Below are 19705 nucleotides of genomic sequence, written 5' to 3' on the forward strand. Positions count from 1 at the left end.
CCAGACGACATGCAAATAATTACGGACTACCCGGCGAAACCTGCGAAGCAGCGGTTTCAAGCACGCGAATAATGCGATCGGGTGTAAGCGGCTTCGCGCAGTGTGCGTCGAAGCCTGCGGCACGTGCACGCGCCTTGTCTTCGGTTGAGGCAAACGCGGTACACGCGATCAGCAGCATGTGAGACGTCAGCGGATTGCTACGCAACCTGCGCGCCAGTTCGAGGCCGTCAAGCCCGGGCATCGCGATATCCAGTACGACGGCAAAGGGCTGCCAGTCGCACGCAATCGCGCAGACGGCAAGCGGATCATGCACGGCGCGACACTCGAAGCCATCGGCGTCCAGCAACATCTGCAAGGCGTCGGCGGCGTCACGATAGTCATCGACGACGAGCACACGACGATGGTCGGCCATCGCTCGCGTGAACGATCGCCACAACACCACATCGTCGCCGTCGCCCGGATCCGCCATACCTTTCTCCCGCCTGCGCTTAAAAATGCACCGACGCCGCGTATGCAAGATGCGCACCCGGCAAATCGCGTCCGCGTCACCCATCGGCGGATATCATGCATTGCCATGCTGTCGTGTCTGCGATATGAGACGTGCGCATGGCGTGCGGGCCGCTGCCTGCTTGACCCAAGGCTTTATCAGACACGAGCACTACGACCGATGCAATCGGCGCTGACCCGAGGATTGATCCATGGCTAATCACGAGCCTAAGAGGTCAAAAGACGGAACACAACCAGGGGTTGACGCGGATTTCGTCAGCGCGAAATATCTTCCAGCGCGACGTCACGCGTACGCGGTCCAAGCGTTGCGATGGCGAGAATCACAATCAGCATGGCACCGGAGATAAACACGAACACACCATTTACGCCGAAAAGCCTGAGGCACGCCGCGATCAGGAACGCGGAAAATACTGCCGAGATCCGGCTCCACGAGTAGACGAATCCCACCGCCCGCGCCCGGATGCTGGTCGGAAACAGTTCGGCCTGGTACGCGTGGTAGCTGTAGGAGATGATATTGCCCGCGAGCACGAGGCACACGCCGAGGCTCACCAGCAGCACCGTTTCGCGCGCCTGACTGAACGCGATACCGCACACCACATTGACCGCAGCCATGCAGATGATCACCGTCTTGCGCTCGAACCGGTCGGCAATCAGCAACCCGAGCAATGGCCCAAGCGGCGCGGCGATAGCGATGATCGACGCATACATGAGGCTCGTCGTCACCGTGATGCCCTGCTTGATAAGCAACGTCGGAATCCAGTTAGCGAAGCCGTAATAGCCCATCGTCTGGAACACGTGGAAGATGATCAGCATCAGCGTGCGACGACGATACGGCGCGCGCAGCAGGTCTCGAAACTGTGCTTTCGAGCGTACCGGCTCGGGCATCGACGGCACCGGCAATGCGCGTCCATATTCGGTTTGCACGCGAGCTTCGAGGCGCGTCATCACCGCATCCGCTTCGTCGATGCGCCCTTTTTGCGCCAACCACCGCGGGCTTTCCGGCAGGCGCAGACGGATCCACCACACGAAGCCTGCACCGACCACACCCGTCAACACCACCCAGCGCCAGCCGTCGATACCAAACGGTTTGTGCGGCACGAGCAGATACGAGAGGAACGCGACGAGCGGTACCGCGCAGAAACCGACCGCCTGTGAGCAGGCGGAGGCGCGTCCGCGAATATGCTTTGGCACCAGTTCGGAAATATACGTGCCGATCGTCACGATCTCGAGACCCAGCCCCACGCCGGCGATAAAGCGCCACATGTTCAATCCGAAGGCGGTATCCTGGAACGCCATGATCACGTTCGCAACCGTGTACCACAGCAGCGAATACGTGAACATCGCGCGCCGTCCGAAGCGATCGGCGAGAAAGCCACATGCCGCCGTGCCGACGAACAGGCCCGCGAACAGTGCCGCGATAAAGCTTGCGATGCCGCTCGTGCCGAACAGGCCGTGCGTCGTCGCGGTCAGGATGCCGCTGCGCACGAGCCCCGGCGCGATGTAGCCGGAGAACATCAGGTCATAGAGCTCAAAGAACAGGCCGAGGCTCAGCAGCATGACGAGCTGCCAGATCGCGCGCGTCGCGGGCAGACGGTCGAGTCGCGCCGAGATTCCTGCGGCGCCCTGGGCGATATCGTAGTCGCGCGCTTCGTCGAGCGCCTGCGTCCCGGTCAGATCCGAGCCGGTTGTGGGTCCATGTCCGACCGTTGCCACGCGTGCTGCAAAAACAGCCTGATTGGACGATCTCATCGTCTGTCTCCTGTTAGCCCGGTCTCGCGCCGGGTAGGTGAATGCCGCGGTGATGTTGCGTTGATGCAGTCGCGCGCCCTTCAGGCCGCTTCCTGCGGTGCGTGGCCGCTATGGGTCAACGCCTGGATCTGCGTATCGCTGTAGCCGAGTTCGCGCAGCACATCAGCGGTGTGCTCGCCTGTCTTCGCGATGGGCCGGCGCGGCTGCAGACGCTCGCCATCGATCGAGATCGGCAGCAGCGGCATGACAGTTTCGGTGCCATCGTCGAGCGTCAGGGGAGCGAGTCCGCCGCTTTCGATCAGATGCCGGTCGTTGAACAGCTCTTCTGGACGTGTGATCGACGCGAACGGAATGTGATCGCGCTCGAACAATGGAACGAGCTTCGTGCCCTCAAGATGCGCCAGCGTTTCGCCGAGTGTCTGCAGCAGCCATGTGCGTGCCATCACGCGATCGTTGTTCGTCGCGAGGCGGGGATCGGCCAGCAGATCGGGACGGTTGAGGATCGCGCAGAGCGCGCGCCACTGGCCGTCACCGGTCGCGGCGATGAACATCTGCTCGCCATTCGCGAGCGTGAACACGTCGTACACGGCCCATGCGCTGATGCGCTCGGGCATCGGCGCGGCTGCGACGCCCGTCGCCGCAAACTGCTGCATGTGCTGCGCCGACAGCAGCACACAGTTCTCGAACAGCGCGCTTTGCACCTCCTTACCCCTGCCGCTGGCATGACGCTCGTGCAACGCCGCCAGCACGCCGATTGCCCCGAACATGCCGCCCATGATGTCGTTGACCGAGCTGCCGGCGCGCAACGGACGACCCACCGGGCCCGTCATATAGGCGAGGCCGGCCATCATCTGCACGACTTCATCGAGTGCGAGGCGATGTTCGTACGGGCCGTTGAGAAAACCCTTGTGCGACACGTAGATCAGCTTCGGATTGCGCTTCTTTAGCGTCTCGTAGTCGAGGCCAAGACTCGCCATGCGGCCCGGCTTGAAATTTTCGACGAAGACATCGGCGGTATCGACAAGTTTGCGCAGTGCGTCGCGCCCAGCTTCCGATTCGAGATCGAGCGCGATGCTTTTCTTGTTGCGATTGAACGTGCGAAAAAAACCAGCGCCCGTGCCGAGCAGACGCCGCGTGCCATCGCCGCGCGGCGGTTCGACCTTGATGACTTCCGCACCAAGGTCGCCGAGAATCATCCCGCACGTTGGGCCCATCACCATATGCGACAGCTCGACGACGCGGATGCCGTCGAGCGGCAGCTTGTGGACGGCGGCAGCACCGTTAGCGGTTTGCGGGGATGCGGAAGAAGTCATTGAACCACCTCGTGTCCGGAAGAATGCATGGCGGAGAACTGTTTCGGCAGACCGGCGCGAGCGATGTAGCCATACAGCGGCTCATCAGGCAGCGCATCCGTGATCAGCACGCGCGAAGCGATGAGCTTCGCGATATCGATGCCGGTGTCGTAGCCCATGCTGTCGAGCATGAAGACGAGATCCTCGGTCGCGACGTTGCCGGTCGCGCCAGGCGCATGCGGGCATCCGCCGAGACCGGCGAGCGATGCATCGAATTCGCGAATGCCGTGCTGCAATGCGATCACCGTATTCGCGAGACCCATACCGCGTGTGTCGTGGAAGTGCAGCGAGCGCAGCCGCTCGCCCGCGATGCCGCGCACGAGGTCGATGATGTCGCCGACCTGATGCGGTGTCGCCTGCCCGGTCGTGTCGCCGAGCGCGATCACATCGGCGCCTGCTTCGACGGCCGCGCGCGTGATGCTGCCGATATCGGCGCGCTGCACGTCGCCTTGCAGCGTGCAGCCGAATACCGTGGACAATCCCGCGACCAGTTCGACGTTCGAAGCGCGCGACGCACTGTCGATCAGCGCACGCATTTCAGCGAAAGCGCCGATCATCTCCACGGGCGTCTTGCGCACATTCGCGAGGCTGTGCGCGGTGCTGACCGAAATCGGCGCGATGATGCGATGCACGCCGGCGTCGAGTGCGCGCTGCGCGCCCTTCACGTTCGGTACGAGCGCTGTTACCACGAGATCGGGATAGCGCAACGCGTGGGCGATGACTTCATCGGCGTCGGCCATCTGCGGCAGCAGTTTCGGCGGCACGAACGAGGCCACTTCCATATGACGCAAGCCGGCGGCATACGCTGCGTCGATCCAGCGCTTCTTGGCGGCCGTCGGCATGGTTCGCGCGATGCTTTGCAGGCCGTCGCGCATGCCGACTTCCGTCACGGTCACGCGCTCGTTGGGGAATGTCATCGTCGTATCCAGCGGGAAGATTGAGGGGCTGGATGCGATCGTGCCGCGCAAGGCCCGCGCGGAAAAGACTGCTTTGACGATGCAGTCCATCGCGCCTCGCGATGGCTGGGAAGCCTTGTGGCACGGCGCTGACGAGGCACAGAGGGAAAACCCCTAAGGGCTATCGAGGAGACGCCTGCGCGCCGTCTGGAGCGGTGGAGGCGGTCGTGGCGGCCGTCAGCAGCAGATGATCAAGCAGACGGGCAGCGGGCAACGCCAGCGCTGCCCGATCGCGTACACAGATCACGAAGCGGCGCTCGACCCACGGTTCACGCAGCGGCACCACGGCAAGACCGTATTGCTCGCGCATATGCGGCGCAACCGCTTCGCCCGGCAGGATCGCGACAGCGAGACCCGCCTGCACGAAACGGCATGCGGCATCAAAGGTAGATACATAGCTGCGATAACGCAATTCGTGGCCTTTTTCCGCCGCGATGCGCTGCATCAATGCATTCACCGACGCGTTCGACGCAAGCCCGAGGTGATCGAACGCGAGCGTCTGCTCGAAGCTGATGGCGGCCTCGCTGGCAAGCGGATGTGATGTCGGCACGACGAGCGCGAGATGATCCGAACGATACGGCAGCACATCGAGATCGCCGGTGGGCACGACATCGCGACAGATACCGATATCCGCGACGCCTTCCTCGATGCCACGCACGATATCGACGCTTACGCGCTCTTCGACATCGACGCGAATCCGCGGATGCGCGGTCAGAAACGTGGACAACGTCTCCGGCAAAAACTCCACCATCGACGACACGTTCGCAAGCACGCGCACATGTCCGCTCGCGCCTGCGGCGTATTCGCCGAGTTCGGCCTGCAGCCGTTCGTGGCTGCGCATGATGAGTCGCGCATGCTTGAGTAGCGCTTCGCCAGCTGCGGTAGCGCGCACACCGCGCTGGCTGCGCGAAAGCAGCGCGACATCGACGAGTGCTTCGAGATCAGCGAGCCGTTTGCTCACCGCCGAAGGGGCAATGAACTCCCGCTCGGCCGCGCGCGCAATCGTGCCTTCCTCACACACGGCGATGAAGAGGCGCAACGTCGTCTGGTCGATCTGCCACATGGGATCGTGCGCGGAACTGGATTCGGAATCGGGTGCGGAGCCTGCTGGAATCAGCGCGGAATCAGACGCGCAGCACGTGCCCGTCCGGCCCAATCTTGCGCGGGATATCCGTATTCGGGTCGATCGGGCGAACCTTCACGCGCGGCGCAGCGGCCACCGCACTCGCAGTGCTTGCGGCCGGATCAGTGACTTTCTTCGCGATCGTCTGGGATGGCTTTCTGGCGCCTGTCTTGTGGCTGGTCTTTTTCTGCGCGCCGGGTTTCGCGGGCGCGGTATGCGCTTCAGGCGGATTCCAGACCTCGACGTACCGATCCCCCGCATACGCGCTCGACGCGATGCCCAACAACGCTACCGGCAGAATGAATGTGCGCAAGAAAGGTCTCCAGCGGGTCCGGCCGCGCCCTGATGACGGCGACGCCAGCTATATGGTCGCAACACTGTACATTCATACAGGCTTACGCGCAAACGTTACATTAAAAATGACGGGCCGCTGCAACAGCACCCGTTGACAGCGAAATTTTGCCGGGGGCACCGGACTGCGCGGACTTCGTCCCTACTGCCCGTTTTTTATGAGGGCACCGTTTGACCCTGAAAGCGAGCAGAATCGCGAAAACTGCCCAGCCCTTTCCGCCTGCGCGGAAGCAGGCCAGCACGCCAGCACACCCATGTCTGGCAGCAGTTCGTTCTCAGGAGACATCACATGGATCTGAAACTGCGCGGCAAGGTCGCGGTACTGACGGGCGCGAGCGCCGGCATCGGGCTCGCGGTGGCGGAAGGCTTTGCGGCCGAGGGCGTGAACCTTGTGCTGGCCGCGCGCCAGCAGGACCGGCTCGACGCTGCCGTCGCGCAGATCAGCGCGAGTCATGGCGTGCAGGCGGTGGCCGTCGCCTGCGACGTCGCGACAGCTGAAGGCGTCGACCGGCTCGTCGACGCCACGATGCAGGCGTTCGGCGGCGCCGACATCCTGTTCAACAACGCGGGCACCGGCAGCAACGAGACAATCATGAACGCGCCCGACGACAAATGGCAGTCGTACTGGGACCTGCATGTGATGGCGGCGGTGCGTCTTGCGCGCGGCCTCGCGCCCTCGATGAAAGTGCGCGGCGGCGGCGCGATCCTTCACAACGCGTCGATCTGCGCGGTGCAGCCGCTCGGTTACGAGCCAATCTACAACGTCACGAAAGCCGCGCTGATGATGTTCTCGAAGAACCTCGCGAACGAACTGGTGAAAGACAATATCCGCGTCAACACGATCAATCCGGGGCTCGTGCTGACGCCTGACTGGATCAAGACCGCAAAGCAGCTGACGCAGGATTCGGGCGGCGACTGGGAAGCGCATCTGCAACAGGTCGCTGACGAACATGCACCGATCCGCCGTTTCGCGACGCCGGCGGAACTCGCGGATTTCATCGTGTTTCTCTGCTCGGAACGGGCGAGCTACAGCGTAGGCGCGACGTATTTCGTCGACGGCGGCATGCTGAAAACGGTGTGATCCGTGAGCCTGCGTGTGACGTAGAATCGCTGAACCCGAGCCACTCGCGCAAGGAGATTACGCATGCCAAGCCCAACCGGATCAGTCGTGGCGCTCAGTTCAGCAGCCTCGACAGTATTCTCGATCGGCATCGTTTTTCTCGGCTACTGGGGCGTCCATGAAGACACGAAATGGGCCGTCTCGCACGTGTTCGTGGTCGGCTTCGCGCTTGCAGGCTTCGCCTGCCTCGGCCTCGTTCCATGGATGGCGACGAGCCCCGTCGAACCCGATACAAGCGACGTGAAGATTCGCGTCGCGCGACGGATGTTCGTCGCTGGTGTGAGCGCGATCTGGCTCGCCGTGACGCTGTCGATCATTGTGTAAGTTGCGAAGCGCCGCAGGCACCATTCGCTCCTTGCCGTGCCGCACAATCCGTTTGATACTCGATCGCACTTCACACAATCTGCTACGGTTGTGCGCAGTTCACGGCATCTTCTTCCTTTCATCGGAGACAAACCCATGCGAATGGAAACGGCCTTCCTGTTCGACCTCGACGGCACGCTCGTCGATAGCGTCTATCAACATGTACTGGCGTGGAAAGAAGCACTCGACGCGGAGGGCATCGAACTCTCGGTGTGGCGTATTCACCGCAAGATCGGCATGAGCGGCGGCCTGTTCACCAACCAGTTGTTGCGCGAGACGGGCGGCGACATCAGTCAGGAACGCGTCGACCGGCTGCGCCGCACGCACGCCGAAGCGTATAAGCGCCTGCGCGCACAGGTGTGTCCGTTGCCCGGTGCGCGCGAACTGCTCGCAACGCTGACAGAGACCGGCACGCGCTGGGCGATTGCCACGAGCGGCCGGATGGAGACGGCGGCGGTCAATCTCGAAGCGCTCGGCGTCGATCCGTCGAAGGAAGTGGTCGTCACGCGCGATGACGTCAAGTATGCGAAGCCCGATCCTGATCTCTTCATCGCGGCGGCCGCGCGGCTTGGCGTGCCGATCGAGCAGTCAGTGGTGGTTGGCGACAGTATCTGGGACATGCTTGCCGCCCGTCGCTGCCGCGCGCTTGGCGTTGGATTGCTATCGGGCGGCTATGGGCTGGAGGAACTCGAACGCTCCGGCGCGCTGCGCGTCTACGAAGATCCGCACGACCTGTTGCTGCATCTCGACGAAGTCGCGGCGCGTCCATGACGGGCGCGCACGGACTCTTCACGTCGCGTCAATAAATTCTTGACAAGCCTTTCGCCTCCGATGACACTCATCGACATGCCTATGCTCCTGTCTATCGCGAACGCGATTAATCACCCAATTCACGCCATCTATGGCGGGCTTTGGTCAGGACGCGTGCGCTAGTTTCATCGATTCACGCAGATTCCCCAAGGCCCCGCCGGAAACGACGGGGCCTTTTTCTTTGTGTACGTCCCCCGTCGTGTCGGCATTCAGACGGAGATGATGATGGACGGGAGCAGTCAGCAAGACCGCGCGGTATTCAGCGGTTCGCAGCACGCGCAGGAACAGCAGTCGCAGCAGCGCAGGTACGTGGTGCAGTTCGCGGTTGCAGCGGGCGAGACGGTGTCGTTGAAGATTCGCCGCGATGCGGTGGTCTCTTCCGCTGGCGCGCATCTGTGGGTGACGCGCGCCGGCGACAAATGGGATTACTGGCTGAAGCCCGGTGAGACCTTGCGTCTGTCGCGCGGCGAGCAGGTGTGGGTGATGGGTGAAGTCGATGCGCATGCAACGATCGGCGCACAGCGCGATGCCGACGTTACGCTCACGATGTATCTCGCGCGACGCCGGCGCATCCGCTGGAAATGGGCGTTGCGGCCGGCCTTCGCGCTCTGGTGGCGATAGAGGTCAGTCGATGCGCGCGTCGGATGCGGGCGCGGCGTGCCGGTCAGATGCGATCCAGCGCGACCTGTTGCGGCACGTTCCAGCCACGCGCAACCGCGAACGCGACGGTGGCGCGCGCCAGTTCGAGCGTGCTGTCGATCAGCGTGATTGTCGGCGCGGACAGGGTGTGCGCGGCCAGCGGAATTTCGGTGCAGGCCATCACGGCTGCGCGCACACCCTGCGCAATCAGGATCGCAAGCGCTGCGGAGAGTTGCACGGTCGCCTCGTCGACGTCGCCGGCTTTCGCCGCACGCACGCATGCGTCGAGGTGCGCCTGCGTGATCCCGTCCGGGACGATCGGATCGACGCCCCGCGACGCGAGCGCCTCCTGATAGAAGCCCGACGCCACCATGCCGCTCGTGCCGAGTATGGCCACGCGCTCTGCGCCGGCCGGGATAGCCGACACGCACGCTTCGCCGATATGAAGAATCGGCGCTGCACTTCTCGCCTGCAGCTGCGGATACCAGTGGTGTGCGGAATTGCACGGGATTGCGATCACGCCGACCTCGTTACGGTTCAGCAGATCGACACCTGAGAGCATGGCGGGCAGCGGATCTTCACCGCCATCGAGTATCGCGAGCGAACGATCGGGAATGAACGGCAGGTTCGCGACCAGCATCGGCAGATGCTCCTGGTCGCAGGTCGCGCGCGTCAGGCGCACGACCTTGTCCATGAAATCGACGGTCGCAAGCGGGCCCATCCCGCCGAGAACTCCGATGAGTGCCATCCCTTAGGCTCCAGTGACTTCAACGGACGCGGCCCACATGCTGGCCGCGGCATCACCCGCCGACAGCGACGGGCGAGCGCAGCATAACGCAGAAACACGGATCTCATACAGTGGGTGGCTAACAGAAGAAACCTGGGTCAGGATAAACCATGAGAAGGCTCGCGCCGGCGCGTCGAATCCGTCGCTGCGCCGGAGGCCGGCGGCCATGGAAAAAGGCCTAACGGAGAGGCCTTTGGCGAGCCAGGATGGCGACCTCAGATCTGTCGACGCAATTCCGCGGGCGGCACCTTCATCAGATGCCGGTATTTCGCCACGGTGCGGCGCGCGACGAGCACCCCCTGATCGGCCAGCATCCTGGCGAGCGTGACGTCTGAAAGTGGATCGCTGGCATTTTCCGCTGCGATCATCTCCTTCAGCAACGCGCGCACCGCCGCGGCCGAGCAGGTTCCGCCGCTTTCCGTGCCCAGTTCGCGTGGGAAGAAGTGCTTGAACTCGAAAATGCCGCGCGGCGTGGCCATGTACTTGTTGCCCGTTGCGCGGGAAATCGTCGATTCATGCAGGCCGAGTTCGTCGGCAACATCGCGTAGCACGAGCGGTTTCAGCGCGATTTCGCCGTACTGGAAGAACGCGCGCTGGTGCGCGACGATGCATTCGGCAACGCGCTGGATCGTATCGAAGCGCTGCTGCGCATTGCGGATCAGCCAGCGCGCTTCCTGCAACTGCTGCGCGAGCGGCGAGCGGCTCGCGCCGGCCGATTGCGCAAACAGCTCCGCGTACTTGCGATGAATCCGCGCGCGCGGCATCACGGCCGGATTGATCGTCACGACCCACTTGTTGCGCACCTGACGCACGATCACATCGGGCACCACGTAGTTGTCTTCCGCGTTGCCATAAAAATTGCCGGGCTTGGGATCGAGTTTGCGAACCAGCGCGCATGCAATGCGAAGCGCCTCCGCGCTACAGCCGATCTGCTTTTGCAGTTCCGCCTGTTCACGGCGCGCGAGCCGTTCAAGATGATGGTCGACGACCTCTATCGCGACATCGCGGCCTGGCGTGTCATCGTCCATGCACTCGAGTTGCAGCTTCAGGCATTCCGACAATGAACGCGCGCCAACACCCGGGCGATCGAGCACCTGCACGAGTCGCAGCGCGACGAGCAGTTCCTGCTCTGTCAGTTCCGGTTCGACGTCAAACACATCGGCGAGATCGGCGAGATCCTGGCGAAGATAGCCGTCGTCATCGAGCGACTCGATGATCAGGCGCGCGACTTCGCGGTCGCGCTCGTTCAGCGGGTAAAGACGCAGCGCATCGTGAAGCTGTTCGTGCAGCGACGGTTGCGAGCGCGCCCATTCAGCGGGGTCGCTTCCTTCACCGTCGCGGTTATGACGCGATGAGCCACGGTCGAATGAGTCGCCGCTGTAGTCGACGCTGTAATCAGTGCTGTAATCGCTGGCGGGTTCGTCGTGAGAGGACGCATCGGCGCTATCGGACGAAGGCACATCCGCGACGGCATCTGTTGCAGTCGGCACGGGCGCACCGATCGCTTCGATACCCTCGCTCGGACTCTCGCCTGCGAGCGCGACATCGTCCGTTTGCGACGCGTCGTATTCGAGGAACGGATTGGTGTCGAGCGCCGTGCGCAACTCCTGCTGAAACTCCAGCGAAGACAGTTGCAAAAGCCTCACTGACTGTTGAAGTCGAGGGGTCAGCGCAAGCGATTGTCGTGTGCGTAGCTCGATTGAAGGCGACATTGTAGTGCGATCCTGTTGAAGATTCTGGTTCAAACGCCCCGAAGGAAGTCCCCTTGGGAAAACTGTCGTTTGGCTGATTAAGGCAATCACCGTACCAGGTCTCGCAAACCACTGTTTTTTCAGCAATATGAATGTCACACGGGCAAATTTAGTCCGCTGCGAACCGCTGTCGCGTTCCATTTTTACAAGCCGCCGGAAAAATCCGCGCCTGCGGACAAACCCGTTTCATCTCCTCTTCACGCTTTCGATTCCACCCTGCAATCCCGTCCCGAAAGGGATGCAGCCGGACAAGAGGGATCAACGGACTGTAATGGCACGCGGATTGCGCCTTCCTTGCCGTGGACGGATGCGGACACCCGCATTCGATGTCGACCACGGGGCTGACGGAACCGTCACGCGGCAACCCTCCCCCACGCGCGTCATCAACGGCAACGGCCGCGATCGACCGCACAGGCAACAAGACCGCAAAACTCTTCAACAACCCGAAAGGAGAAGTCCATGAAAACGATCCAGTTCCTCAAGGCCGCAGGCAGCATCACATGTGTCGCATTCGCCCTGAATGCGAACGCCCAGTCGACCGCTTCCGCACCGGCCAGTGTGTCGGAATCGATGGGAGCGCACGTCGACGACACGACGATCACCACCAAGGTCAAGGCTGATCTGCTTGCCAACAAGAACGTCAAGTCGACCCACATCCATGTGAAGACGCAAAAGAGCGTCGTATGGCTCACGGGGTCGGTGCCTTCAGCCGAAGACAAGACCGCTGCAGGAGAGCTCGCGCATCAGGTCAGCGGCGTAAAGGGCGTGAAGAACCATCTGAAGGTCGCCGCAGAATAAGCTTTACGTTCGGGCCGCGATTCCGGTCGCGGCCTGAATGAAAAAAGCCGTCCGCATTTCGTGAACGGCTTTTTCTTTTGCTGCACTGCGCTACGTGGTGAACCTGCGTGATGAACCTGGCATCGGGCAGCGAGATCATCTCACTGCCCGACATCCCCTACCCGTTTAGTCCATTGCTTTAGCGGGCCGCGTATTGATCGCGCAGATCGCGGATGCGGTCGTGGTTCTGAAGCACGCCCTGATACTGGCGCTCCACTACCGCGCGAACATCGGCTGGCAGTTCCTTTTCGAGCGCATCGTGATAGCGCTTCTTCGCAACGTCCTCGCCCTTTTCGCACTCGGCCAGAATCTCGTGGTCGCTGCGATTGCTGACGGCCGACTTGAGGTCAAGCCAGCCGCGATGCAGTGCACCCGTCATGGAGCCACCCGTATCCGGCTTGCCACCGAGCCGCTGGACGGTGTCCTGTAGCTCGCGTGCGCCACGCGCGCAGTCATCCGCGCGGCTGACGAACAGCGACTTCAGTTGCGCATCGTGTGCATCTTCGGCTGCCTTGCGAAAGCCCTTTTCTCCGTCCTTAGAGGTTTCGACCAGATCATTCAGTTCGGAAACAACGTTCGTAGCCATATAAGAGCTCCTTAAGTCTGGTTTGGTCGGTTGCCGCGGTAAGCTGCGGACCTTCGGATAGACGCACGCGGCGTGCCCGTCTCCTGGCTTGTTGCGCAGCACCCGGCCGTTGTGAAGAACGTTGTTTCGTCGCGTAAAAGTTGCCTGATGGCGTTCGCGCGCGCGAGCGGCCCGCGGAAATGGCCAATACGAGTAAAGGCGTCTGGAAGACCGCAAACAACGCAGCACCCAGAATCGCGCCTATGACAGCCCCGATCGTGACGCCCTTGCCCGCACCCTTCGGCGTGTCCTGCGCGCCTGGATCGACGCCCTGATCACCGCCGATCGGATAACGCGAGTGCTGTCCGCGCGGTTGCCGTGCGGGCGTCACCAGGCGTACGCGTGCCCGCTACGCCTTCAGCCCGTGATCCGGCTCCATTCCTTCTACCCGGAAGAGTCCGCTGTGCAGCACGACGCTTTCGCCGTCGTTCTGATCCAGCGCCTCGGCGCACACGGAACGGATCCGGGCGCGTCCGCGCTGGAATGCTTTCAGAAGCGTGTCTTCCAGAGTAGCGTCTGCGCCAAAATGGTCTTCAAGTGCTTCCGCCGTGATGACGCAGACAACGGGTTGCCCGTCGACGGCCGCCGTGAAGAGCACCGTCAGATTTGTGCCGTCGAAGACGGGCGCATCGTCGGGGAAAGTGATGGTCATGTTGGCATCCTCGTAGGCAGCCCTCGAGAGGATCGCACTCATGATGCGCCCTTCTTCGCGTTGCCCAGTTGCTGCGCCATAGCAAGATGGTGCTGGATCACCGGTAGCGCCTTCGTGGCCGCCGCCTTCAGTTGCGGATCGGTACCGCTTTCGCTCTCCTTCTGGAACAGTTCGACCGCCTTCTGATGGCCGCCCACCGCTACGTCGGCGACATACGCCTGATCGAAATCGGCGCCCTTCAGGCCCTGCAACTTTCCTACGACGGCAGAATCCGCTGACGGTGGCGCCTTGAGGCCCTTCTTCGCCGCGACAACGTCAAGGTTGCGGGCAAGTTTCGAGTGATCGGCAATCATCTGTGTCGCAAACTGCTTGACCTGCGGATCGCTCGAGTTTTTCAGTGCAAGCTTGCTCGCGGCCATTTCCGTCGCGCCGGCCTGCGAAGCATCCTGCACGAACTGCTGATCGGCCGCCGACAGCTTTGTTTGCGCCGCAGCCGATGGCTCGCCCGTCTGCGCATGCGCGGCGCCGAGCGTTATCATCGCAACGCCGATCGCCACAGCCGATACGCGAAGTGAATGCTGGAATGTCAGCGCACGTTTCGGTTCAACGAGTTCGGCCTGCTCGAATCCGTCGACAGCGGGTACCGCGATCTTGCAACCTTTAAGCGTGTTCTGCATATGTTTTCTCCCTGTTACCTGATGGTGAGTGGGGATCGAAATCCTGCTGCAGCGCACTGCGCCGCATCCGCCCGCGCATACAGCGCACGACGGAGTCACAGGGAAGGACGCAAAAGGTGTGCCTGAGAACTTCGGATAAGCGCGTCCACAAAAAAGGAGAGTTCAGACGATGACGCAACCCGGCGATACCACGCATGCGGAGCGCAAACAGGCAGCACGTTCACTGCTCGATATGTTCAAGGCACTGCCGGCGCGCGAGCGGATGGCCGAAGGCGGCATCATGGCCGTTCAGGCCGTGGGGGGTGCCAGTATGGCGTATGTGATTGGCCGTATGCTGCACACCGAACAGGCGTTCTGGGCCGCCATTACCGCAATCGCCGTGACGCAGCACAGCTATATCGACACGCAGCACCTGTCGCGCGACCAGTTCATCGGCGCGATCGTCGGCGGCGTGTGCGGGCTGGCTGGCGCCTTGTTCGGCGGTGGCTACCTCGCGTCCTACGCACTCACGGTAGCTGTCGCGATCGTCGCGTGCTGGGGACTGAACATCGGCAGCGCGGCGCGCCTCGGCGGCGTCACGGCTACGATCATGCTGCTCGTGCCTGCAAGCGGTTCTCCATTGCAAATCGCGCTGATACGGCTGGGGGAAGTCACACTCGGCGCACTCTGCGCCCTGTTCATCAGCTGGCTGATTTCAGTTATCGAAACGCGATGGCTGGCGAGGGCCCGAACCGGGCCCTGACCTGCCCACACATTGCCGCCGCCCTACCGCTTCGATCGCACAGCGTGCCCTGACTGCGTCAGCTGTTCGCGTCGCTGTTCGCCCTGTCGCTCGAACATCCATCCGGGATACTCGGATGGCAGGCGGCTCACCTCATCGAGCTTCGCCAGTTCGTCGGCGGACAGTTCGACCTGCGTCGCCGCGATGTTGTCGTCGAGCTGTTCGACTTTTTTCGCACCGACGATCACGGTCGTCACCGCGCGTTGATGCAGCAGCCAGGCCAGCGCGATCTGTGCAACCGATACGCCTTTGCCTTCCGCGATGCCGCGCATCACGTCGATGCAGTCAAACGCGCGGTCACGATTGACCGGCGGAAAATCGAATGTCGTGCGGCGGCTACCGGCTTCGCCCTGCTGCTCGCGCCCGTACTTGCCGCTCAACAATCCGCCAGCAAGCGGACTCCACACCATCAGCCCCAACCCTTCGCTCTGCAGCATCGGCACCAGTTCCCGTTCGAGATCGCGGCCAGCGAGCGTGTAATACGCCTGCAACGTTTCGAAGCGCGCGAGCCCGAGGCGTTCAGCGATTCCAAGCGCTTTCACGATTTGCCATGCGGCCCAGTTCGACACGCCGACATAGCGCACATGCCCATGCTGTACGAGCGTATCGAGCGCCCGCACCGTTTCTTCAATCGGCGTAGCCGGATCGAAACCGTGGATCTGATACAGATCGACGTGATCGAGTTGCAGACGCCGGAGACTCGCCTTGATACCGTCGATGATGTGATAGCGCGACGCACCCCGCGCATTCGGAAACTCGCCAGTAGCGCCAAACACCTTGGTCGCGACGACTACGCTGTCGCGCGGCACCTTGAGATTCTTCAGCGCCTGTCCTGTGATCTGCTCGGAGAGTCCTTCCGCGTAGACGTCCGCGGTATCGATGAAATTGATGCCGGCATCGAGCGCGCGCCCGATGAGACGCTCGGCGTCGCCCTGCTGCAGATCGCCGATCTGCTTCCATATGCCCCCGCCTCCGCCAAACGTCATCGTGCCGAGACACAGCTCAGAAACGAACACGCCGGTACGGCCCAGCTGGTTGTATCGCATCGTCAAAGCTCCGTGGGTGGATGAGTCAACGTGTGAGGATACTGCAGACATCGCGATTCTTCACGACGCCCGGTCAGGCTGAAAGCTGCTGGTCAGACAAGGGGCAATGCAGCGTTTTCGTTCGTCTGACCCGATCCTGACGCAGAAGCCGGCCTCAATTGAATGAGCGCACAACGATGTGCGGCCAGATTGTTAAATAGATTTTGTAATGCTTTGAAAGGAGTCTATAACTCACTCTGCTAATGCCACACCCATTCCCATTTGTACGGAAAGGACGTGTCGATGAAGAGATCGTTCGAGATCAGTGTCGGTGGCGTGGTATTGCTCGTCAAGATATTCGCCCAGCCTGCGAACGCTGCATGCACGAACAACGCTCCGCCCAGTAACACCACCGTCACCTGCAGCGGCAGCAACACCACCGCTGTCATCACGCCGACCAGCAGCACAGGCGTCACGATCAATCTCGATTCGACCAGTTCCGCAACCTTCGCACACGCGCTGAACGCAGTGGGGTTCAGTGTCGATCACGCGAGCTCGATCACGAACAACGGCACCTTCTCGCTGACCGGCAGCGGCGGCACCGGTACATTGCGCGGTGCGGTACTGCTCGGCGCAGCCGACAACAACCAGTTGACGAATGCAGCGGGCGGCGTGATCAACACGACGGGCGCATTCAACGACGCGATGGCCGCCAACGGCAGCGGCAACACGCTCACCAACAACGGCCGGATTACGACGGCGGGACCGAATGCTTACGGCATGACCGCGGCGTGGGGGCAAACCAACTCGGGTCAGTTGAACAACACGCTCGTGAACACCGGCAGCGTGTCGACGTCAGGCACCAATGCACGCGCGGCGTCGATAGTGGGTGGCAGCGGTTTGATCAACAACAGCGGCACGCTGTCGACCACGGGCGCGGCAAGTCCCACCGCCTATATGCAGGGCAACAACGACCGGCTGATCAACACCGGCTCGATCACGGCCAGCGGCACCGGTTCGGACGCCGTATTTTCGAACACGGTGGCGTCGAGCTTCACCGTGCAGATCGAGAATCGCGCGGGCGGCAGCATCATCAGCCAGAATGGCTCCGGTATCCGGACGCTGAACGGCAACAGCACCATTATCAATGCAGGTCTGGTGCAGAGCGGGATTGGTACCGCCATTACGATGGGCAACGGCAACAACTCGCTGATCCTGCAAACGGGTTCCGTGATCAACGGCGGCGCGGACGGTGGCGGCGGCACGAATACGGTGACATTGCAGGGATCGGGTACAGCATCGAACGCGTTCACGAACTTCCAGATCCTGCTGATGCAGGGCACGCAATGGGACTGGACAGGCACGGGTACCTTCACGACGGCGCGCGTGCAGAGCGGCACACTGAATCTGGTCGGCACGCTCGGCAGCTCGACGAATGCGCTCGTCGACACCGGCGCGACGTTGCAGGCCACCGCGCAAAACCTGCCGCTGACGGTGACGGACAATGGGCTTGTCCGTTTCGCGCAGACCGCGAACGGCACCTACGTGGGCCTGATTTCCGGCGCCGGCGTGATCGAAAAAAACGGCGCAGGGACGTTGACGCTTGCGCCTTCAGCTACGGGTGGCAACACGTATTCGGGCGGCACGCTGATCGACGGCGGCACGCTGGCCATCGGCGCGGATAACGCACTGGGTGCGACCAGCGGCGGCGTCACATTCGATGGCGGCACATTGCAGTTGACGCAGCGTGTCGATCTCGCTGGCACCCGTGCGATTACGTTGAATGCCGGTGGCGGCACGATCGATACGCAGTCGTATTCGTCGACGCTTGCGCAGGCGGTGACGGGCACGGGCGGGCTGACGAAAGCCGGCAGCGGCACGCTGCTTTTGAACGGCGTCAGCACGTACAGCGGCGCGACGAATGTTGCGGCAGGCACGCTCGCGCTGGGCGATGCGGCACACACCAACGCTGCGCTGACCGGTGGCGGAAGCACGACGGTTGCTTCGGGCGCGACGCTCGGCGGATACGGCAGCGTCACCGGTACGGTCACGAACAACGGGACGATTGCAACGGCGAATGCATTGCCTCTGTTTTCGAGCGCCGCGAATGGAAGTTTTACGGTCAACGGCTCACTCGTGAATGCCGGGCTCGTTCAGATTGGCGGCCAGGGCGTGGGTAACCGGTTGATCGTCAATGGCAACTACGCAGGACAGAACGGCACGCTTGCTTTGAACACCGTGGTCGCCGAAGACGGCGCGGCCTCGGATCGCCTTGTGCTGAGCGGCGGGACGGGTGCGGGCACGACGAGCCTCCAGATCGCGAACGTCGGGGGCCAGGGCGCTCAAACTGTCGCTGATGGTATCGAGGTGATCCAGGCAACCAACGGTGCGACGACTGCCGCGAGTGCATTCCGTCTCGCTGCACCCGTGAAGGCCGGCGCGTTTTCGTACTTCCTCGCAAAGGGCGGCGTGACGGGCGGGAGCACCGGTAACTGGTATCTGCGCAATACGGTCGCGCCGCTGCCGGCCACAAGTACACCGACCGCGCCCGTCGCCGAAGCCGGCGTGCCGCTCGCCGCCGAAGGCAGCCCGCCGCTGCCTGACGCCCCACCCGCGGGATCCGATCCCATCCCGCTCTATCGCCCCGAAGTGCCGGTCTACGCCGTGATGCCCGCGGTCGCGCGACAACTCGGCATCCTGCAGGTCGATACATTCCACGAGCGCCAGGGCGAGCAATCACTGCTGAGCGAAACAGGCCCGGTGCCGGCGAGCTGGGGACGCATCTGGGGCGGCCACAGCAACTTTCGCGAGGATGCGCAGCAAGCCCAGGCTTCGATGGCTCGGTGTTCGGCGCGCAGGCGGGCCAGGACCTCTACGCGGACACCCGCGCGAGCGGCCATCGCAATCACTACGGCGTGTTTGCAGGCTTTGCGCGGGCGACGGGCGATGTCGAAGGCTTCGCGCTCGGCATGCCGAATCTCGACGCGGGACATCTCTCGATCAACGCGTACAGCCTCGGCGGCTACTGGACGCATATCGGCCCCGGCGGCTGGTACACCGACGCCGTGCTGATGGGCAGTTCACTGACGATGACCCCGGTTTCGCGCGACAACCTCGACGCAACGACACACGGCACGGCGGTGACCGGGTCGCTCGAAGGTGGTCTGCCGATCCCGCTCGCAGCGGGCCTGACTGTCGAGCCGCAGGCGCAACTGATCTGGCAGCATCTGTCGATCAACGATCTGAACGACGGCGTCTCGACGGTCAGCTTCAACAACGGCAACACATTTCTCGGACGGATCGGCGTACGGCTGCAGGGCCACTTCGATACGATCGGAACGAGCTGGCAACCGTGGCTGCGTTTCAACGTATTGCGCTCGTTCGGATCCGACGACAAGGCGACCTTCGCGGGCACGACAGTGATCGGCACGACTGTCGGGCAGACGGCCGGCCAGATTGGAGCGGGAGTCGTCGGAAAGATCGGCAGGTCAGCGAGCGTCTTTGCGACGGCAAGCTGGCTGACCAACCTGGGTGGCCCGCATCAACGAACCATCCTCGGCGACGCGGGCGTGCGCTGGGCCTGGTAGGCACATGCCGCGT

Annotated in this window: 19 protein-coding genes and 2 pseudogenes; 8 read left to right on the forward strand and 13 right to left on the reverse strand. The window is 62.6% G+C overall.

Annotated features, from left to right (window positions below):
• Positions 1-19 precede the first annotated feature (19 nt).
• From P3T21_RS09605 to P3T21_RS09630, 6 genes are all read right to left on the reverse strand, one after another.
• The gene (locus P3T21_RS09605; RefSeq protein WP_429255699.1) at positions 20-469 is read right to left on the reverse strand and encodes a response regulator; all 450 of its coding nucleotides are present in this window, start codon (positions 467-469) and stop codon (positions 20-22) included.
• Between the two features lie 293 nt (positions 470-762).
• Complete coding sequence (locus tag P3T21_RS09610; RefSeq protein WP_429255700.1) at positions 763-2256, reverse strand: MFS transporter; 1494 nt, start codon at positions 2254-2256, stop codon at positions 763-765.
• Between the two features lie 80 nt (positions 2257-2336).
• A complete protein-coding gene (locus P3T21_RS09615) occupies positions 2337-3569 on the reverse strand; it encodes a CaiB/BaiF CoA transferase family protein (RefSeq protein ID WP_429255701.1) in 1233 nt (410 codons plus the stop codon).
• Complete coding sequence (locus P3T21_RS09620) at positions 3566-4525, reverse strand: hydroxymethylglutaryl-CoA lyase (RefSeq protein WP_429255702.1); 960 nt, start codon at positions 4523-4525, stop codon at positions 3566-3568. The genes P3T21_RS09615 and P3T21_RS09620 overlap by 4 nt, the downstream gene beginning before the upstream one ends.
• 160 nt (positions 4526-4685) lie before the next feature.
• Complete coding sequence (locus P3T21_RS09625; RefSeq protein ID WP_429255703.1) at positions 4686-5627, reverse strand: LysR substrate-binding domain-containing protein; 942 nt, start codon at positions 5625-5627, stop codon at positions 4686-4688.
• A 61-nt stretch (positions 5628-5688) separates the two neighbouring features.
• Entirely contained in the window at positions 5689-6000 is a 312-nt protein-coding gene (locus tag P3T21_RS09630; protein ID WP_429255704.1) for a hypothetical protein, read from the reverse strand.
• Between the two features lie 327 nt (positions 6001-6327).
• Between P3T21_RS09630 and P3T21_RS09635 the strand changes: the two genes are divergently transcribed.
• The 4 genes from P3T21_RS09635 to P3T21_RS09650 all read left to right on the forward strand — a co-directional run bounded on the left by P3T21_RS09635 (position 6328) and on the right by P3T21_RS09650 (position 8952).
• On the forward strand, positions 6328-7119 hold the full coding sequence (locus P3T21_RS09635; protein ID WP_429255705.1) for an SDR family NAD(P)-dependent oxidoreductase: 792 nt from the start codon (positions 6328-6330) through the stop codon (positions 7117-7119).
• 63 nt (positions 7120-7182) lie between these two features.
• On the forward strand, positions 7183-7482 hold the full coding sequence (locus P3T21_RS09640; RefSeq protein ID WP_429255706.1) for a hypothetical protein: 300 nt from the start codon (positions 7183-7185) through the stop codon (positions 7480-7482).
• Positions 7483-7617: 135 nt separating this feature from the next.
• Positions 7618-8292 (forward strand): HAD family hydrolase, encoded by a 675-nt coding sequence (locus P3T21_RS09645; RefSeq protein WP_429255707.1) that lies wholly within the window; start codon positions 7618-7620, stop codon positions 8290-8292.
• A gap of 264 nt (positions 8293-8556) precedes the next feature.
• Positions 8557-8952 carry a DUF2917 domain-containing protein gene (locus P3T21_RS09650; protein ID WP_429255708.1) on the forward strand — a complete coding sequence of 132 codons (396 nt, stop codon included), beginning with the start codon at positions 8557-8559 and terminating at the stop codon, positions 8950-8952.
• Positions 8953-8995: 43 nt separating this feature from the next.
• Here P3T21_RS09650 and P3T21_RS09655 read toward each other — a convergent pair whose 3' ends face one another.
• Both P3T21_RS09655 and P3T21_RS09660 read right to left on the reverse strand, forming a co-directional pair.
• Positions 8996-9718, reverse strand: a complete 723-nt coding sequence (locus tag P3T21_RS09655; protein WP_429255709.1) for an aspartate/glutamate racemase family protein — start codon at positions 9716-9718, stop codon at positions 8996-8998.
• A gap of 254 nt (positions 9719-9972) precedes the next feature.
• A complete protein-coding gene (locus P3T21_RS09660) occupies positions 9973-11469 on the reverse strand; it encodes an RNA polymerase factor sigma-54 (RefSeq protein ID WP_429255710.1) in 1497 nt (498 codons plus the stop codon).
• Positions 11470-11967: 498 nt separating this feature from the next.
• Between P3T21_RS09660 and P3T21_RS09665 the strand changes: the two genes are divergently transcribed.
• Positions 11968-12306, forward strand: coding sequence for a BON domain-containing protein (locus tag P3T21_RS09665; protein ID WP_429255711.1), 339 nt, complete (start codon positions 11968-11970; stop codon positions 12304-12306).
• 178 nt (positions 12307-12484) lie between these two features.
• Here the strand turns inward: P3T21_RS09665 and P3T21_RS09670 are convergent, their stop codons facing one another.
• The 4 genes and pseudogenes from P3T21_RS09670 to P3T21_RS09685 form a co-directional block, all read right to left on the reverse strand.
• A complete protein-coding gene (locus P3T21_RS09670; RefSeq protein ID WP_429255712.1) occupies positions 12485-12931 on the reverse strand; it encodes a PA2169 family four-helix-bundle protein in 447 nt (148 codons plus the stop codon).
• 169 nt (positions 12932-13100) lie between these two features.
• Positions 13101-13283: pseudogene (locus tag P3T21_RS09675) on the reverse strand (hypothetical protein); the annotation flags it as partial.
• A gap of 36 nt (positions 13284-13319) precedes the next feature.
• On the reverse strand, positions 13320-13664 hold the full coding sequence (locus P3T21_RS09680; protein ID WP_429255713.1) for a DUF1488 domain-containing protein: 345 nt from the start codon (positions 13662-13664) through the stop codon (positions 13320-13322).
• Entirely contained in the window at positions 13661-14212 is a 552-nt protein-coding gene (locus tag P3T21_RS09685) for a DUF4142 domain-containing protein (protein ID WP_429255930.1), read from the reverse strand. Before P3T21_RS09685 ends, P3T21_RS09680 begins: the two co-directional genes overlap by 4 nt.
• A gap of 256 nt (positions 14213-14468) precedes the next feature.
• Between P3T21_RS09685 and P3T21_RS09690 the strand changes: the two genes are divergently transcribed.
• Positions 14469-15041, forward strand: a complete 573-nt coding sequence (locus tag P3T21_RS09690; protein WP_429255714.1) for an FUSC family protein — start codon at positions 14469-14471, stop codon at positions 15039-15041.
• Positions 15042-15064: 23 nt separating this feature from the next.
• Here P3T21_RS09690 and P3T21_RS09695 read toward each other — a convergent pair whose 3' ends face one another.
• On the reverse strand, positions 15065-16126 hold the full coding sequence (locus P3T21_RS09695; protein ID WP_429255715.1) for an aldo/keto reductase: 1062 nt from the start codon (positions 16124-16126) through the stop codon (positions 15065-15067).
• Positions 16127-17437: 1311 nt separating this feature from the next.
• On the opposite strand from P3T21_RS09695, the pseudogene P3T21_RS09700 reads away from it, so the two are divergent.
• Positions 17438-18502: pseudogene (locus P3T21_RS09700) on the forward strand (autotransporter-associated beta strand repeat-containing protein); the annotation flags it as partial.
• A 446-nt stretch (positions 18503-18948) separates the two neighbouring features.
• On the forward strand, positions 18949-19692 hold the full coding sequence (locus P3T21_RS09705) for an autotransporter domain-containing protein (protein ID WP_429255716.1): 744 nt from the start codon (positions 18949-18951) through the stop codon (positions 19690-19692).
• The last annotated feature ends 13 nt before the right edge of the window (positions 19693-19705 follow it).

It is taken from the genome of Paraburkholderia sp. GAS334, assembly GCF_050436625.1.
In the GTDB taxonomy this organism is placed as follows: Bacteria; Pseudomonadota; Gammaproteobacteria; order Burkholderiales; family Burkholderiaceae; genus Paraburkholderia.

What these genes read in the sequence shown, in the direction of transcription:
- P3T21_RS09605 (WP_429255699.1), bottom strand. Translation starts at nt 469, where the DNA reads ATGGCGGATCCGGGCGACGGCGACGATGTGGTGTTGTGGCGATCGTTC.
- P3T21_RS09610 (WP_429255700.1), bottom strand. Translation starts at nt 2,256, where the DNA reads ATGAGATCGTCCAATCAGGCTGTTTTTGCAGCACGCGTGGCAACGGTC.
- P3T21_RS09615 (WP_429255701.1), bottom strand. Translation starts at nt 3,569, where the DNA reads ATGACTTCTTCCGCATCCCCGCAAACCGCTAACGGTGCTGCCGCCGTC.
- P3T21_RS09620 (WP_429255702.1), bottom strand. Translation starts at nt 4,525, where the DNA reads ATGACATTCCCCAACGAGCGCGTGACCGTGACGGAAGTCGGCATGCGC.
- P3T21_RS09625 (WP_429255703.1), bottom strand. Translation starts at nt 5,627, where the DNA reads ATGTGGCAGATCGACCAGACGACGTTGCGCCTCTTCATCGCCGTGTGT.
- P3T21_RS09635 (WP_429255705.1), top strand. Translation starts at nt 6,328, where the DNA reads ATGGATCTGAAACTGCGCGGCAAGGTCGCGGTACTGACGGGCGCGAGC.
- P3T21_RS09640 (WP_429255706.1), top strand. Translation starts at nt 7,183, where the DNA reads ATGCCAAGCCCAACCGGATCAGTCGTGGCGCTCAGTTCAGCAGCCTCG.
- P3T21_RS09645 (WP_429255707.1), top strand. Translation starts at nt 7,618, where the DNA reads ATGCGAATGGAAACGGCCTTCCTGTTCGACCTCGACGGCACGCTCGTC.
- P3T21_RS09650 (WP_429255708.1), top strand. Translation starts at nt 8,557, where the DNA reads ATGGACGGGAGCAGTCAGCAAGACCGCGCGGTATTCAGCGGTTCGCAG.
- P3T21_RS09655 (WP_429255709.1), bottom strand. Translation starts at nt 9,718, where the DNA reads ATGGCACTCATCGGAGTTCTCGGCGGGATGGGCCCGCTTGCGACCGTC.
- P3T21_RS09660 (WP_429255710.1), bottom strand. Translation starts at nt 11,469, where the DNA reads ATGTCGCCTTCAATCGAGCTACGCACACGACAATCGCTTGCGCTGACC.
- P3T21_RS09665 (WP_429255711.1), top strand. Translation starts at nt 11,968, where the DNA reads ATGAAAACGATCCAGTTCCTCAAGGCCGCAGGCAGCATCACATGTGTC.
- P3T21_RS09670 (WP_429255712.1), bottom strand. Translation starts at nt 12,931, where the DNA reads ATGGCTACGAACGTTGTTTCCGAACTGAATGATCTGGTCGAAACCTCT.
- P3T21_RS09680 (WP_429255713.1), bottom strand. Translation starts at nt 13,664, where the DNA reads ATGAGTGCGATCCTCTCGAGGGCTGCCTACGAGGATGCCAACATGACC.
- P3T21_RS09690 (WP_429255714.1), top strand. Translation starts at nt 14,469, where the DNA reads ATGACGCAACCCGGCGATACCACGCATGCGGAGCGCAAACAGGCAGCA.
- P3T21_RS09695 (WP_429255715.1), bottom strand. Translation starts at nt 16,126, where the DNA reads ATGCGATACAACCAGCTGGGCCGTACCGGCGTGTTCGTTTCTGAGCTG.